Genomic DNA, 14,483 nt, shown 5'->3' on the forward strand with positions numbered 1-14,483 from the left:
GAGAAGGTGTAATTAGTTAGTCAGCATGAAAAAAAATCGCGCTTTTTTGAAATGGGCAGGGGGAAAATACCCCCTGCTTGATGATATCAAACGGCATTTACCTCAGGGTGAATGCCTGATTGAACCTTTCGTGGGTGCCGGGTCGGTGTTTCTCAACACCGACTTTTCTCGTTATATTCTTGCCGATATCAACAGCGACCTCATCAGTCTCTATAACATCGTGAAGACACGTACCGATGAGTATGTGCAGGCTTCACGTGAGCTGTTTATGCCTGAAACTAATCAGGCTGAGGTGTACTATCGGTTCAGAGAAGAATTTAATGCCAGTCAGGATCCGTTCCGCCGTGCAGTACTGTTCTTGTATCTGAACCGCTTTGGTTACAACGGATTGTGCCGTTATAACCTGCGCGGCGAGTTTAATGTACCGTTTGGTCGTTATAAAAAACCTTACTTCCCGGAAGCCGAGTTGTACCATTTTGCTGAAAAAGCGCAGAATGCGGAGTTCCATTGTCTCTCCTATGAAGAGTGCATGGACCGTGCGGATAGCAACTCTGTGGTCTATTGTGACCCGCCTTATGCACCGCTTTCGGCGACGGCAAATTTCACCGCGTATCATACCAACAGCTTTAGCCCAAAAGAGCAGGCGCATCTGGCCGAGATGGCAGAAAAGCTGGTCAGTAAGCAGATCCCGGTGTTAATTTCGAACCATGACACGCCCGATACCCGCGAATGGTACCGATCGGCGAAACATTTTCAGGTCAAAGTGCGGCGCAGCATTAGCAGCAATGGCGGCACGCGTAAAAAGGTGAACGAACTGCTGGCACTGTATAAACCAGGAGTTGTAACGCCTGCGAAGAAATAATTCTCAAGGAGAAGCGGATGAAACAGTATTTGATCGCCCCCTCAATTCTGTCGGCTGATTTTGCCCGCCTGGGTGAGGACACCGCGAGAGCGCTGACTGCCGGTGCCGACGTCGTACACTTCGATGTCATGGACAATCACTACGTACCGAACCTGACCATCGGCCCGATGGTACTGAAATCGCTGCGTAAATATGGCATTACTGCCCCGATTGACGTTCATCTGATGGTGAAACCGGTCGATCGTATTGTCCCGGACTTCGCCGCCGCCGGCGCGAGCATCATTACTTTTCACCCGGAAGCCTCCGAGCATGTCGATCGCACTTTACAGCTGATCAAAGAGCATGGCTGTAAAGCGGGCCTGGTGTTTAACCCGGCAACACCGCTGAGCTATCTGGACTACGTCATGGATAAGCTCGATGTGATCCTGCTGATGTCCGTTAACCCAGGTTTTGGCGGGCAGTCCTTTATCCCACAAACGCTGGATAAGCTGCGCGAAGTGCGTCGTCGTATTGATGAATCTGGCTACGATATCCGCCTTGAAGTGGACGGCGGCGTCAAGGTGAACAACATTGGTGAAATCGCGGCGGCGGGTGCAGATATGTTTGTCGCAGGCTCTGCTATTTTCGACCAACCAGACTACAAAAAAGTCATTGATGAAATGCGCAATGAACTGGCGAAGGTAAGTCATGGATAAGTTTCAGGATATTCGGGGCGTTGCATTTGACCTCGACGGTACGCTGGTCGACAGCGCGCCGGGATTAACCGCAGCGGTGGATATGGCGCTGTATGCGCTGGAACTGCCGATTGCCGGTGAAGAACGCGTTATCACCTGGATTGGCAACGGTGCAGATGTACTGATGGAGCGCGCGCTGGCGTGGTCGCGTCAGGAGCGCGCCACACTACGTAAGACAATGGGTAAACCGCCCGTTGATGATGATATCCCAGCCGAAGAACAGGTGCGTATTTTGCGTAAGCTGTTCGACAGATACTACGGCGATGTCGCAGAGGAAGGGACATTCCTGTTCCCTGATGTTGCCGACACGCTGGGCGCGCTGCATGCGAAAGGATTGCCGCTGGGTCTGGTGACCAACAAACCGACCCCGTTTGTCGCGCCATTGCTTGAGGCGTTAGATATCGCCAAATACTTTAGCGTGGTCATCGGTGGTGACGACGTGCAGAATAAAAAACCGCATCCGGATCCGCTACTGCTGGTAGCAAGCAAGCTTGGCATCAAGCCTGAGCAATTGCTCTTCGTAGGGGATTCACGTAATGATATTCAGGCGGCAAAAGCTGCTGGCTGTCCGTCCGTTGGCCTGACTTATGGCTACAACTACGGCGAGTCGATCGCGCTGAGCCAACCCGACGTTATTTACGACCGTATTAATGAACTACTGCCCGTTCTCGGGCTTCCGCATAGCGAAAATCAGGAATCAAAAAATGACTAAGCCCATCGTTTTTAGTGGCGCACAGCCCTCAGGTGAATTGACCATTGGCAACTATATGGGTGCGCTGCGTCAGTGGGTGAGCATGCAGGATGACTACCATTGCATCTACTGCATCGTTGACCAACATGCCATCACCGTTCGTCAGGATGCTCAGCAGTTGCGTAAAGCAACGCTCGATACGCTGGCGCTGTATCTGGCATGCGGTATCGATCCTGAAAAAAGCACCATTTTCGTCCAGTCTCATGTACCGGAACACGCACAGTTAGGTTGGGCGCTGAACTGCTACACCTATTTCGGCGAGCTGAGCCGTATGACCCAGTTCAAAGACAAATCCGCACGCTATGCGGAGAACATCAACGCCGGTCTGTTTGATTATCCGGTGCTGATGGCGGCAGACATCCTGCTGTATCAGACCAACCAGGTACCGGTTGGCGAAGATCAGAAACAGCATCTGGAACTAAGCCGCGATATCGCCCAGCGCTTCAACGCCCTGTATGGCGACATCTTCAAAGTGCCTGAGCCGTTCATTCCTAAATCCGGTGCGCGCGTGATGTCGCTGCTGGAGCCGACGAAGAAAATGTCCAAGTCGGATGACAACCGCAACAACGTGATCGGCCTGCTGGAAGATCCGAAATCCGTGGTTAAGAAAATCAAACGTGCGATGACCGACTCCGAAGAGCCGCCTGTTGTACGCTACGACGTGCAGAATAAAGCGGGTGTTTCCAACCTGCTGGATATCCTCTCTGCCGTTACCGGCCAGAGCATTCCGGAGCTGGAACAACACTTTGAAGGCAAGATGTATGGTCATCTGAAAGGTGAAGTCGCAGAGGCCGTTTCCGGCATGCTGACCGAGCTTCAGGAGCGTTATCACCGTTTCCGTAACGATGAAGCTTTCCTGCAGCAGGTGATGAAAGATGGCGCTGAAAAAGCCAGCGCACGCGCGTCTGTTACGCTGAAAGCGGTTTACGAAGCGATTGGTTTTGTCGCCAAGCCGTAATGCGCTCTGCGTTGCTGAAGAAACCGGGTTCTACCCGGTTTTTTTTCGCCTGTTCGCTGGCGAATCTCAAAAAAATATGAAGCGCCTCGCCGTTTGCATATTTCCTTATATCAATCAATTTAATGAAGATATAAATATTCAATTTACTGAAGATATAAAATGCGTCGGATATTTATCAAGAGAGAGGAGGGACTGACAACCCTGGCCCGCTACCTGCTCGGCGAGAAGTGCGGTAGCGTGTGAATGAGCATCAAACCAATAAATAAAAAAACCGGGGATTTCCCGGTTTTTTTGTATCTGCGCAATCGCTTCTGTTACAGATCTGCAGCCGGGCCACAGCCACCAATAATTTTAGAAATAGAAATTGCCGGATGCAGGAAGTAATCGTAGGTGCAGTTATCTTTTTTGTTATCAACATGACCAGTACACGCGGTCAGCGTAGCCAGAACACCAGCAACGATAGTGATTTTTGCAAATTTCAGCATGTTAAAATCCTTGTAAGATATCTATTTTTAAATGGATGAAATCCATTTCTCGGCGGTTAAGATATCAACTAAAATAAACTTAAAGTAGTCCGGATTAGGACATAACAAGTTTTATATAAAATATGCTTTCAATGAATTTAAATGTTTTAAAAATACATTTAATTAATGATTAACGGTTGGGCTACTGAGGCGAGTATATAGCGTATATCGGTTATTTATTTCTATCGGAAGATAAATAAATGCCCTGAATACGAACTGTCCGACTTTATGGGGCAGTCCAATATCAGGGCATTTTTAAGCATTCAATTAATGGTTCGAGAACCAGTTCAGCTTATCGCGTAGTCCAACCACGCGGCCGACGATAATCAGCGCCGGGCTTTCAACCTGCTGCGCCAGTTCTCCGAGTTGCGAAAGCACCCCGTTAACAACGCGTTGCTTCACGGAGGTACCGTTTTCTACCAGCGCGACAGACATATCGGGTTGCATGCCGAATTCGATCAGTTTTTCCTGGATAGTCGCCGCCTGATTGAGGCCCATGTAGAACACCAGCGTCTGTTTCTCTGCTGCCAGGTTTTCCCAGTCCAGCTCACCGCCGGTTTTCAGATGCCCGGTGACCAGACGTACACTCTGGGCGTAATCACGATGGGTCAGTGGAATGCCGGAATAGGCGGAACAACCGGATGCTGCGGTAATACCTGGCACAACGGAGAATGGAATACCGGCATGGCACAGGGTTTCCAGCTCTTCGCCACCACGGCCAAAGATGAACGGGTCGCCACCTTTCAGGCGCACGACGCGTTTGCCCTGTTGCGCTTCACGCAGCAGGATCTGGTTAATTTCTTCCTGCGGTACACAGTGGTAGCCCGCGCGTTTACCGACGAACACCCGGTCGGCATCGCGGCGTACAAGGTTCATGATGTCGTCGGATACCAGACGGTCATAAACCACGACATCCGCTTGCTGGATCTGCTGTAGACCTTTCAGCGTCAGCAGCCCGGCATCGCCAGGACCGGCGCCAACCAGCACTACTTCGCCTCGATGGTCCAACGGTTCGCTGAGCAACTGCTCGGTGGTTTCCTCGACTGCTTTCTGGTCACTGTTCGCCAGCGATTGCGCCAGGCGGTCATTCACGAACAATTTTTCCCAGAAGCGGCGACGTTCACCCATGCTGGCAAACTGTTCTTTCACTCGGGCGCGTAACTTGCCTGCATATTGCGCGACCTGGCCCAGATGCTGAGGCAGCACAGATTCAAGTCTTTCACGTAGCAGACGGGCAAGCACCGGCGATGTACCGCCGGAGGAGACCGCCACCATCAGCGGCGAGCGGTCGATAATGGAGGGCATGATAAAACTGGCTGCTTTTGGCGCATCGACCACGTTGCAGAAAATACGACGTGATTCTGCGGCGGTGCTGACGCTTTGGTTGACGGCATCGTCATCGGTGGCGGCAATAGCCAGCCAGCAGGTGTCGAGCAGGGACTCGTCGAACGGTCCCTCAACCAGCGTCAGCATGCCTTCATCTGCCCATACGGTGAACTGCGGAATAAACGCCAGCGCATTAACCGTTATACGGGCGCCCGCTTCCAGCAGTAACCGCGCTTTGCGTTCTGCGACATCACCACCGCCGACGATCAAGCAGTCGCGGTCACGTAGTTGACAAAATATAGGCAAATGATCCACGACATTACCCCTTAATTATTGGCAGTAGCCTCTGGCTGGTTGATTTTTGCCGGAGCAGGACGCTCCGATTTTGGCGTAGCATACCAATAACCCAATCCCATGAATACGACACCGGACAAAGTATTACCGAGTGTCACCCACAACAGGTTATGACCAATTCCTGACAGGGTATAGGCTTCGCTGTGGTGGCCGAACCAGGAGAGGGCAAACAGCGTCATGTTGGCAACCGAGTGCTCGTAACCGGAAGCGATAAACGCCAGCAGACACCACCAGATAGCGAGGAATTTTGCTGCGCCCTCGGTACGAATTGCCATCCAGATTGCCAGACAAACCAACCAGTTACACAGTGCGCCTTTAAAGAACAGCACCGTTGCTGGCGCGGTGGTTTTCGCCAACGCCACCGAATGGACGATGCTGGTATCGACCGGCAGCAGGCTACCGCCGCCCCAACTGTAAAGCAGAGCGACAAACACGGATCCGACCAGATTACCCAGCCAGGTTTGCGGCAGAATAGCCCACATCTGACCGTGACTGATGGTGCCCGCTTTGACGCCGAGCGTCAGGAACATGGTGTGACCGGTAAACAGTTCCGAACCGGCAATAATGACCAGCGTTAAAGCGATACCAAAGGTTGCACCCATTACCAGAGGACGAACGGACGGGTCGAGCAGATTACCGAGGGTGAAAATAAGAATGATGCCGAGACCGACGTAGGCCCCCGCCATTGCCGAACTGACCCAGAATCCGAGCGGGTTATTAGCCGACAGGCGTGCGATGCGCGCAGCGTTAGCCGCACACTTATTGATAGTGTCTGTGAACATGTGTTGATTATCCTTGAAGTACAAACAATAAAAAGAAATCGTAACCGTAGGCCGGATAAGGCATTTATGCCGCCATCCGGCAATGTGCTTGTGCAATTGCCTGATGGCGCTACGCTTATCAGGCCTACAAATAAAAGACCTACAAATACGTCAAAAAAGGGGAGGCGATGCGCCTCCCAAAAAGTTATTAACCGCGCAGTTGCACCATGCCGTCTTTCACTCGGGCTTCGTAATGTTTCACGGAGAACTGTTCGTCTTCCATGCACAGACCGTCGCTTAAGCGAAAGCGCTGTTTTTTCAGCGGGCTGGCGACCCACAATTCGCCCTGATGTTCAGCAATCAGCCCACGAGAAAGCACGCTGGACTCAAAGAACGGGTCGATGTTGCTGATCGCAAACACCTGGTCGCTGTGATACGGGCGGAAAATCGCAACTTGCTCGCTACCTAACAGGGCGCAGACGCCTGTTGCAGGCAGAATGTCATCGATTTTGCAGATGTTTTTCCACTGGCTCATGCGTTTTCCTCCACCAGAGTCACCGGGATACGCTCATAGGGCGTGGCCGGACGATGTTGTTCACGTTCAGGCACAACCTGGACATTCGGATCGCGTTGATCGCTGTTGATAAAGTGTTTGAAGCGAACCTGTGCGGATGGGGTGTTAACCGTCTCTGTCCACTCGCAGACCACCGCTTCACGCAGACGGGCCATCTCTTCTTCCAGGTGCTGGTTTAGCCCCAGTTTGTCGTCGATGATGACCGATTTCAGATATTCGATACCGCCTTCCAGGTTGTCTAACCATGGTGCGGTTCGGGTCAGTTTGTCAGCGGTACGGATGTAGAACATCATGAAACGATCAAGGTATTTGAGCAGCGTTTCGCGGTCGATATCCGCTGCCAGCAGGTCTGCATGACGAGGTTTCATCCCGCCGTTACCGCAAACGTACAAGTTCCAGCCTTTCTCAGTGGCGATGATACCCACGTCTTTGCCTTGAGCTTCCGCACATTCACGGGTACAGCCGGAGACGCCGAATTTCATTTTGTGCGGGGTACGAATGCCCTTGTAGCGGTTTTCCAGCTCCACGCCGAATCCGACGCTATCGCCGACGCCATAACGGCACCAGGTACTGCCTACGCAGGTTTTCGCCATACGCAGGGCTTTGGCGTATGCGTGACCGGTTTCAAAGCCCGCTTCAATCAGCTGACGCCAGATTTCCGGCAGGTCATCTTTTTGCGCGCCGAACAGGCCGATACGCTGAGAACCGGTGATTTTGGTATACAGGTTAAATTCACGCGCGATACGGCCCACGGCCACGAGGCCTTCAGGAGTAATTTCTCCGCCCGCGGAGCGCGGGATCACGGAGTAGGTACCGTCTTTCTGGATGTTCGCCAGGAAGTTGTCGTTAGTGTCCTGCAGCGGCGTGTGCTGTGGTTTGAGGATGTACTCATTCCAGCAGGAGGCCAGCAGGGAACCTACGGTTGGTTTACACACTTCACAGCCGTAGCCTTTCCCGTGTTTTGCCAGCAGCTCTTCGAAGGTTTTAATTCCTTCTACACGGATCAGATGGAACAGTTCCTGACGCGAGTACGGGAAGTGTTCACACAGGTTGTTGTTAACTTCGATCCCCTGTTTCGCCAGTTCAGCGTTCAGGACCTGCGTTACCAACGGGATACACCCGCCGCAGCCGGTACCAGCTTTGGTTTCAGCTTTCAGCGCTGCAACGGTGTGGCAGCCTTTGTTGATAGCGGCGATCAGCATGCCTTTGGTGACGTCGAAGCAGGAGCAAATCTGCGCGCTGTCCGGCAGTTTATCGACACCGATAGACGGCTTACCGCTGCCCGCGTGAGCTGGCAGAATCAGTGAGTCTGGGTTTTCCGGCAGTTCGATGGCGTTCAGTACCAGCTGCAGCAGGTTGCCGTAATCGCTGGTGTCACCGACTAAAACCGCCCCGAGCAGGGTTTTGTTATCTTCGCTAACGATGAGGCGTTTGTAGACTTCTTTGCTTTCGTCGAGATAGACGTAGCTACGGGCGCCCGGCGTGCGCGCATGCGCGTCGCCAATCCCGCCGACGTCAACACCAAGCAGCTTCAGCTTGGCGCTCAGATCCGCGCCTTCAAAGGCGTTTTCGGTTTCGAGAATATGGTCAACGGCAACCTGCGCCATTTTGTAGCCTGGAGCGACCAGACCATACACGCGGTTGTTCCAGCTGGCGCATTCGCCGATGGCATAGATGTCCGGATCAGAAGTCTGGCAGGTATCGTTAATCACAATACCACCGCGCGGCGCAACGTCGAGGCCGCATTGGGTGGCCAGTTTGTCGCGTGGGCGAATACCGGTAGAAAAGACGATGAAATCGACTTCCAGTTCGCTACCGTCGGCAAAACGCATGGTTTTGCGCGCTTCGGTGCCTTCCTGGACGATCTCTTTAGTGTTTTTGCTGGTGTGGACACGCACGCCCATGCTTTCAATTTTGCGACGTAACTGCTCGCCACCCATGTGATCCAGCTGTTCGGCCATCAGCATCGGGGCAAATTCAATCACGTGGGTTTCAACGCCGAGGCTTTTCAGCGCACCAGCGGCTTCCAGACCCAGCAGGCCACCGCCGACGACGGCACCGCGTTTGCTACGGCGCGCGCAAGACTCAATGGCGTTGAGGTCTTCGATGGTGCGGTAAACGAAGCAGTCTTGGGTTTCCGAACCTTTAATCGGTGGGATCCACGGATAAGAGCCTGTCGCCATGATCAGCTTATCGTAATAGACCGTACGACCCGCGCTGGAGTGGATCACCTTCTCCTGGCGGTTGATGGTGATTGCGCGCTCGCCCACTAACACCTTAACGCCATGCTTCTCGTAGAATCCTTCACGCACCAGAGAAAGTTCTTCGGCGGTGTGGTGGGAGAAGTAGGACGACAGGTGGACACGGTCGTACGCTTTGCGGGGTTCTTCACAGAAGACGGTAATATCAAAATTGGCAGCGTCGGATTTATCAAGAAGATCCTCAATAAAGCGATGGCCGACCATACCATTACCGATAATAGCGAGTCTGACTTTGCTCATTTTTGCCTCGATTTCTTTTCTATTACTGCCTACCTTAACGATTCAGCAACCCCGCTTATTGATGCAAATCAAATTCGCCTTTATATACTCCTTAAGAGGTATATGGCTGATTTAACTGCATTTTTATAAGTTACGGAATTAACAGGCTTTTCGTGTTTGTATAAATAGCGTACAAATTAAGGGGTTTTTGTAAGAATCGGCCTACAGCACCAGAGAAAGAAGAGGGCGCGGGAATAGGCCGGAGGGCGTCTGCGCCTTATCCGGCCTACGAACAGCTTGTCTTGTAGGCCGGATAAGATGCGTTAGCATCGCCATCCGGCACTCAGATTAATGCGTTGCGGGTGCGTTATGCTGGCGATGACGCGTGACGAACCCAAGAATAAAGCACATCACGAATACGACCGCATACAAGCCGTTAGCCGTCTGCAATGCCGCCAGCGGACCGCTGTGCGCCACGATAGGGCCAGTGACCACGAAAGTGAGCATAGTACCGATGGTGCCACAGGTCAGAACGAAGTTAACCAGTTTAGGTGATGCGACCTTCGTCTGCTGGGATCCGAGGGTAATGATGGTGGTATAAATCGCGCTGGAGAAGAAGCCCAACGTCAGAATGAACCACGGCATATGCTCCGGCGTACCGGTGATAAACAGATACATCAGGACGGTAGCCACACCCGCCAGTACGGTCAGGATGCGCTGCAAATCGAAGAAACGCAGGATAAAGCTAAATGCCCACATGCCAACCATGTAAGACATCCAGAAGTCGCTGACCAGTTTACCTGCGTCGTTCAGGCTCATGCCCAGACTTTTGGCGTATTCCGGCACCCAGGAGATAAAGCCCAACTGACCGAGGATGTAGCACAGCGCGGCGATCGCCAGGAACAGCACGCCAATGCCCCATTTTTCTTTTACCACTGGCGCGTCCGGTTGCTGCGCGTGTTTACCCAGCGCCGGGAATTCGCAGCCGAAGGTCAGCAGGAAAATGGCGACGTATACCAGGCCGATGCAGGCATAAACCCAATACCATTCGATGCTGCGCGCTAACAGGAATGCTGCCACCATCGGGAAAATCATGCCGGCCATGCTGAAGAAGGAGTCAGTAAACAGCAGGCGGGAACCGCGCTGGCGACCTTCGTACATCTGAGTCACCAAGAACGTACCAATCGACATGGTGATACCGCTCACCAGACCCAGTACAAACATGGCGGCTGAGAACAAGGCCAGGCTATGGCTGAGCATCAGTCCGGCGACCGCCAGAACCATCAGGATAAAGCCAAAGCGCAACTGGGTTTTCAGTGGCACAATTTCCATCAGCCATGCATTCAGAAAAATAGAGATCAGAATGCCGGCATTCAGAAAGGTGAAGGTGTTACTCATACTGGAAACGGGCAAATGGAAGTAATCTGCGATGTTTCCCATCACCATCCCGGTGACAATTACCAACGCGCCTGTCAGGGCGTAGGAGAGAAAGCTAATCCATGTGAGCTTGATGCGATTGCTGTTAGTCATGACTGGCCTGTATAGAAGTGTTAGGTGCATTGACTGCACCGTGAGCGGGCAGATTTTAGGCGCTTTAGTGATGCATTTAAATGTTTATTGGTAATTACTTGCTTCGTTACATTTTTTTATGTGATCTAGATCGCATTGAATCTTGAGGCTATAAGGTTACATTTGTTTCAAGTACGTAAAATTAAGTAAAGGGATGGCCTTGTTCTTGAAGGCTCTTTAGAATCAATTCACTTGCTTCATTTCTGCTCTTGTTAAGGAATTCTCATGCTCAAATCGACTCTGGCGGCTGTTGCAGCTGTTCTCGCTCTTTCTGCTCTTTCTCCCGCAGCACTGGCAGCAAAAGGTGACCCGCATGTCCTGCTGACAACCTCTGCCGGTAACATTGAGCTGGAGCTGAACAGTCAGAAAGCCCCGGTTTCAGTGCAAAACTTTGTCGATTATGTCAACAGCGGTTTCTATAACAACACCACGTTCCACCGCGTGATCCCTGGCTTCATGGTGCAGGGCGGCGGTTTTACCGAGCAGATGCAGCAGAAGAAACCTAACCCGCCAATCAAGAATGAAGCCGATAACGGATTGCGTAATACCCGCGGCACGATTGCCATGGCGCGTACAGCAGATAAAGACAGCGCGACCAGCCAGTTCTTTATCAATATTGCAGACAATGCGTTCCTCGATCACGGCCAGCGCGACTTTGGGTACGCGGTCTTCGGTAAAGTTGTGAAAGGTATGGATGTCGCGGATAAGATCTCTCAGGTGCAGACCCATGATGTTGGTCCTTACCAGAATGTCCCGTCAAAACCGATTGTTATCCTGTCTGCCAAAGTCCTGCCGTAAACGTCTTTTGCGCGGGCAGTTCCTGTCCGCGTTCTTTCCCTTCTCTGCGTAACCTGAAATTGCCGCTTATACTTGTGGCAAGTGTCGGCTCATTCAGGGAGGTCACGTGAAAAAACTCACCGATAAACAAAAGTCCAGACTCTGGGAACAACGGCGAAATGCCAATTTCCAGGCCAGTCGGCGGCTGGAAGGCGTGGATATTCCACGGGTGACTCTGAGCACGGAAGACGCCCTGGCGCGTCTTGAAGAGTTGAGGGGGCACTATGAGCGATAAATTCGGTGATGGACGCGATCCCTATTTGTATCCGGGCCTGAATGTCATGCGTAACCGTCTGGGGATTCATCAGGCACAGCGCCTGGCGCAGGCGGCGTATGAACTGACGGCGCTGCGTGCGGCCACTATCGAATTAGGCCCGCTTAAACGGGGCTTGCCGCATCTGTGCGCCATTCATCGCCAACTGTATCGGGATATTTTTGACTGGGCGGGACATCTGCGAGAAGTGGATATTTACCAGGGCGAGACCCGCTTTTGCCATTTCGCTTATATCGAGAAAGAGGGCAATGTGTTGATGCAGGACCTGGAAGACGAGTCCTGGTTGGTGGGGTTACCGGAAGATAAGTTTGTGGATCGTCTTGCGCACTATTATTGCGAAATCAACGTGCTGCATCCGTTTCGTATTGGCAGCGGTCTGGCGCAGCGAATTTTCTTCGAACAGTTAGCGATTCATGCTGGGTATATATTGAGCTGGGATGACATTCCGGTTGAGGAGTGGAACCTGGCTAATCAGAGTGGGGCGATGGGTGACCTGTCTACGCTTCGGGCGATATTTCGTAAAGTGGTAAGCGAAGCCCCGGAAACTGAGTAGAATAGCGCGGTTCTTATGTACCGGAGCCGCCATGATCCTGCTTATCGATAACTATGATTCTTTTACCTGGAACCTGTACCAATACTTCTGCGAACTGGGCGCTGATGTCCTTGTCAGGCGCAACGACGAACTGACGCTGGCGCAAATCGACGCGCTAAGCCCGCAAAAAATCGTAATATCCCCAGGCCCCTGCACGCCGGATGACGCTGGGATCTCATTGGATGTTATTCGTCATTTCGCGGGCAAGACACCCCTGCTGGGTGTTTGTCTGGGACATCAGGCTATGGCGCAGGCCTTTGGCGCGACAGTGGTTCGGGCAGCTCAAGTGATGCACGGTAAAACCTCGCCAATTACGCATAACGGGCAGGGTGTTTTTCAGGGGCTCGCCAACCCATTAACGGTGACGCGCTACCATTCTCTGGTGGTTGCCCCCGCGACGCTTCCTGACTGCTTTGAGGTGACGGCCTGGAGTGAAACGCAGGAGATTATGGGCATTCGTCACCGCGAGTGGGATATGGAAGGGGTGCAGTTTCACCCGGAGAGTATTCTCAGCGAACAGGGGCATCAACTGCTGGCTAATTTCCTCAACCGGTGATTTGTGGTTGCTATTCAGTGATTTTTTATTCATATTTTGTGATTATAATTTCACTAACATTTCTGCTTAACAGGGTGGCAATGACATGGCAACTGAACAAACTGCAATTACGCGCGCGACATTCGATGAAGTGATTCTGCCGATTTATGCACCGGCTGAGTTTATCCCGGTAAAAGGAAAAGGGAGTCGAGTCTGGGATCAACAGGGCAAAGAGTATGTTGATTTCGCGGGCGGCATTGCAGTTACTGCACTAGGGCATTGCCATCCGGCCCTGGTGGAGGCGTTAAAAACCCAGGGTGAAACCCTGTGGCATACCAGCAACGTTTTCACCAATGAACCGGCGTTGCGCCTGGGCCGTAAAATCATTGATGCGACCTTCGCCGAGCGCGTGCTGTTCATGAACTCGGGTACCGAAGCTAACGAAACCGCCTTTAAGCTGGCGCGCCACTATGCCTGCGTGCGCCATAGCCCGTTCAAAACCAAAATCATTGCCTTCCACAATGCGTTTCACGGTCGTTCGCTGTTTACCGTGTCCGTCGGCGGGCAGCCGAAATACTCTGACGGCTTTGGACCAAAACCAGCGGATATCATCCATGTACCGTTTAACGATCTGCATGCGGTCAAAGCGGTGATGGACGATCACACCTGTGCGGTGGTGGTTGAGCCTATTCAGGGGGAAGGTGGCGTCACCGCGGCAACGCCGGAATTCCTGCAAGGTTTGCGTGAACTTTGCGACCAACACCAGGCGCTATTGGTATTGGATGAAGTGCAGAGCGGGATGGGCCGTACCGGCGATCTGTTTGCCTATATGCACTACGGCGTGACGCCGGATATCCTCACCAGCGCGAAGGCCCTCGGCGGAGGCTTCCCGGTGAGCGCGGTGCTGACCACCCAAGAGATTGCCTCCGCATTTCATGTGGGTTCGCACGGTTCCACTTACGGTGGCAATCCGCTGGCCTGCGCAGTTGCGGGGGCCGCGTTTGATATCATCAACACGCCGGAAGTGTTGGAAGGTATTCAGGCCAAACGTCAGACGTTTGTCCAGCATTTGCACAAGATTGATCAACAGTTCGACATTTTCAGCGAGATTCGCGGGATGGGGCTGCTGATTGGCGCCGAGCTGAAGCCGCAGTTTAAAGGCCGGGCGCGCGATTTCCTGTATGCCGCCGCGTACGAAGGGGTGATGGTACTCAACGCCGGACCGGACGTGATGCGTTTCGCGCCGTCGCTGGTAGTTGAGCAGGCGGATATCGATGAAGGGATGCAGCGTTTCGCACAAGCGGTAGCGAAAGTCGTTGCCTGATTACCTGTTGCCGGATAAGCACAGCGCA

At 52.6% G+C, this 14,483-nt stretch carries 15 protein-coding genes and 1 pseudogene; 10 read left to right on the plus strand and 6 right to left on the minus strand.

Annotated elements, in window-relative coordinates:
• Positions 1–25 precede the first annotated feature (25 nt).
• From dam to GFC06_RS23530, 5 genes and pseudogenes are all read left to right on the plus strand, one after another.
• A complete protein-coding gene (dam, locus tag GFC06_RS06190; protein WP_016154786.1) occupies positions 26–862 on the plus strand; it encodes an adenine-specific DNA-methyltransferase in 837 nt (278 codons plus the stop codon).
• Positions 863–879: 17 nt separating this feature from the next.
• Positions 880–1,557 carry a ribulose-phosphate 3-epimerase gene (gene rpe, locus GFC06_RS06195; protein ID WP_003023561.1) on the plus strand — a complete coding sequence of 226 codons (678 nt, stop codon included), beginning with the start codon at positions 880–882 and terminating at the stop codon, positions 1,555–1,557.
• A complete protein-coding gene (gene gph / locus GFC06_RS06200) occupies positions 1,550–2,308 on the plus strand; it encodes a phosphoglycolate phosphatase (RefSeq protein ID WP_101700383.1) in 759 nt (252 codons plus the stop codon). Before rpe ends, gph begins: the two co-directional genes overlap by 8 nt.
• On the plus strand, positions 2,301–3,305 hold the full coding sequence (gene trpS, locus GFC06_RS06205; RefSeq protein ID WP_016154784.1) for a tryptophan--tRNA ligase: 1,005 nt from the start codon (positions 2,301–2,303) through the stop codon (positions 3,303–3,305). Before gph ends, trpS begins: the two co-directional genes overlap by 8 nt.
• A 159-nt stretch (positions 3,306–3,464) precedes the next feature.
• Positions 3,465–3,542: pseudogene (locus tag GFC06_RS23530) on the plus strand (hypothetical protein); the annotation flags it as partial.
• A gap of 77 nt (positions 3,543–3,619) precedes the next feature.
• Here the strand turns inward: GFC06_RS23530 and GFC06_RS06210 are convergent.
• From GFC06_RS06210 to tsgA, 6 genes are all read right to left on the minus strand, one after another.
• On the minus strand, positions 3,620–3,790 hold the full coding sequence (locus tag GFC06_RS06210; protein WP_016154783.1) for a YhfL family protein: 171 nt from the start codon (positions 3,788–3,790) through the stop codon (positions 3,620–3,622).
• Positions 3,791–4,096: 306 nt separating this feature from the next.
• Positions 4,097–5,470 carry a siroheme synthase CysG gene (cysG, locus tag GFC06_RS06215; RefSeq protein ID WP_016157628.1) on the minus strand — a complete coding sequence of 458 codons (1,374 nt, stop codon included), beginning with the start codon at positions 5,468–5,470 and terminating at the stop codon, positions 4,097–4,099.
• Between the two features lie 11 nt (positions 5,471–5,481).
• Positions 5,482–6,291, minus strand: coding sequence for a nitrite transporter NirC (gene nirC, locus GFC06_RS06220; protein ID WP_047501468.1), 810 nt, complete (start codon positions 6,289–6,291; stop codon positions 5,482–5,484).
• A gap of 187 nt (positions 6,292–6,478) precedes the next feature.
• Positions 6,479–6,805, minus strand: coding sequence for a nitrite reductase small subunit NirD (gene nirD / locus GFC06_RS06225; RefSeq protein WP_047501470.1), 327 nt, complete (start codon positions 6,803–6,805; stop codon positions 6,479–6,481).
• The gene (nirB, locus tag GFC06_RS06230) at positions 6,802–9,345 is read right to left on the minus strand and encodes an NADPH-nitrite reductase large subunit (RefSeq protein WP_016154779.1); all 2,544 of its coding nucleotides are present in this window, start codon (positions 9,343–9,345) and stop codon (positions 6,802–6,804) included. The genes nirD and nirB overlap by 4 nt, the downstream gene beginning before the upstream one ends.
• Positions 9,346–9,672: 327 nt before the next feature.
• Positions 9,673–10,854 carry an MFS transporter TsgA gene (gene tsgA, locus GFC06_RS06235; protein WP_016154778.1) on the minus strand — a complete coding sequence of 394 codons (1,182 nt, stop codon included), beginning with the start codon at positions 10,852–10,854 and terminating at the stop codon, positions 9,673–9,675.
• 264 nt (positions 10,855–11,118) lie between these two features.
• On the opposite strand from tsgA, the gene ppiA reads away from it, so the two are divergent.
• The 5 genes from ppiA to argD all read left to right on the plus strand — a co-directional run bounded on the left by ppiA (position 11,119) and on the right by argD (position 14,455).
• Positions 11,119–11,691, plus strand: coding sequence for a peptidylprolyl isomerase A (gene ppiA / locus GFC06_RS06240; protein ID WP_003023595.1), 573 nt, complete (start codon positions 11,119–11,121; stop codon positions 11,689–11,691).
• Between the two features lie 106 nt (positions 11,692–11,797).
• Positions 11,798–11,965 (plus strand): YhfG family protein, encoded by a 168-nt coding sequence (locus tag GFC06_RS06245; RefSeq protein WP_016157626.1) that lies wholly within the window; start codon positions 11,798–11,800, stop codon positions 11,963–11,965.
• Positions 11,955–12,557, plus strand: coding sequence for a putative adenosine monophosphate-protein transferase Fic (locus tag GFC06_RS06250; protein WP_153689955.1), 603 nt, complete (start codon positions 11,955–11,957; stop codon positions 12,555–12,557). The genes GFC06_RS06245 and GFC06_RS06250 overlap by 11 nt, the downstream gene beginning before the upstream one ends.
• 31 nt (positions 12,558–12,588) lie before the next feature.
• Positions 12,589–13,152 (plus strand): aminodeoxychorismate synthase component 2, encoded by a 564-nt coding sequence (gene pabA, locus GFC06_RS06255; RefSeq protein WP_047501474.1) that lies wholly within the window; start codon positions 12,589–12,591, stop codon positions 13,150–13,152.
• 85 nt (positions 13,153–13,237) lie between these two features.
• Positions 13,238–14,455 (plus strand): bifunctional acetylornithine/succinyldiaminopimelate transaminase, encoded by a 1,218-nt coding sequence (gene argD, locus GFC06_RS06260; RefSeq protein ID WP_153689956.1) that lies wholly within the window; start codon positions 13,238–13,240, stop codon positions 14,453–14,455.
• Positions 14,456–14,483: the final 28 nt, after the last annotated feature.

Source organism: Citrobacter braakii, from assembly GCF_009648935.1.
Taxonomy (GTDB): domain Bacteria; phylum Pseudomonadota; class Gammaproteobacteria; order Enterobacterales; family Enterobacteriaceae; genus Citrobacter; species Citrobacter braakii.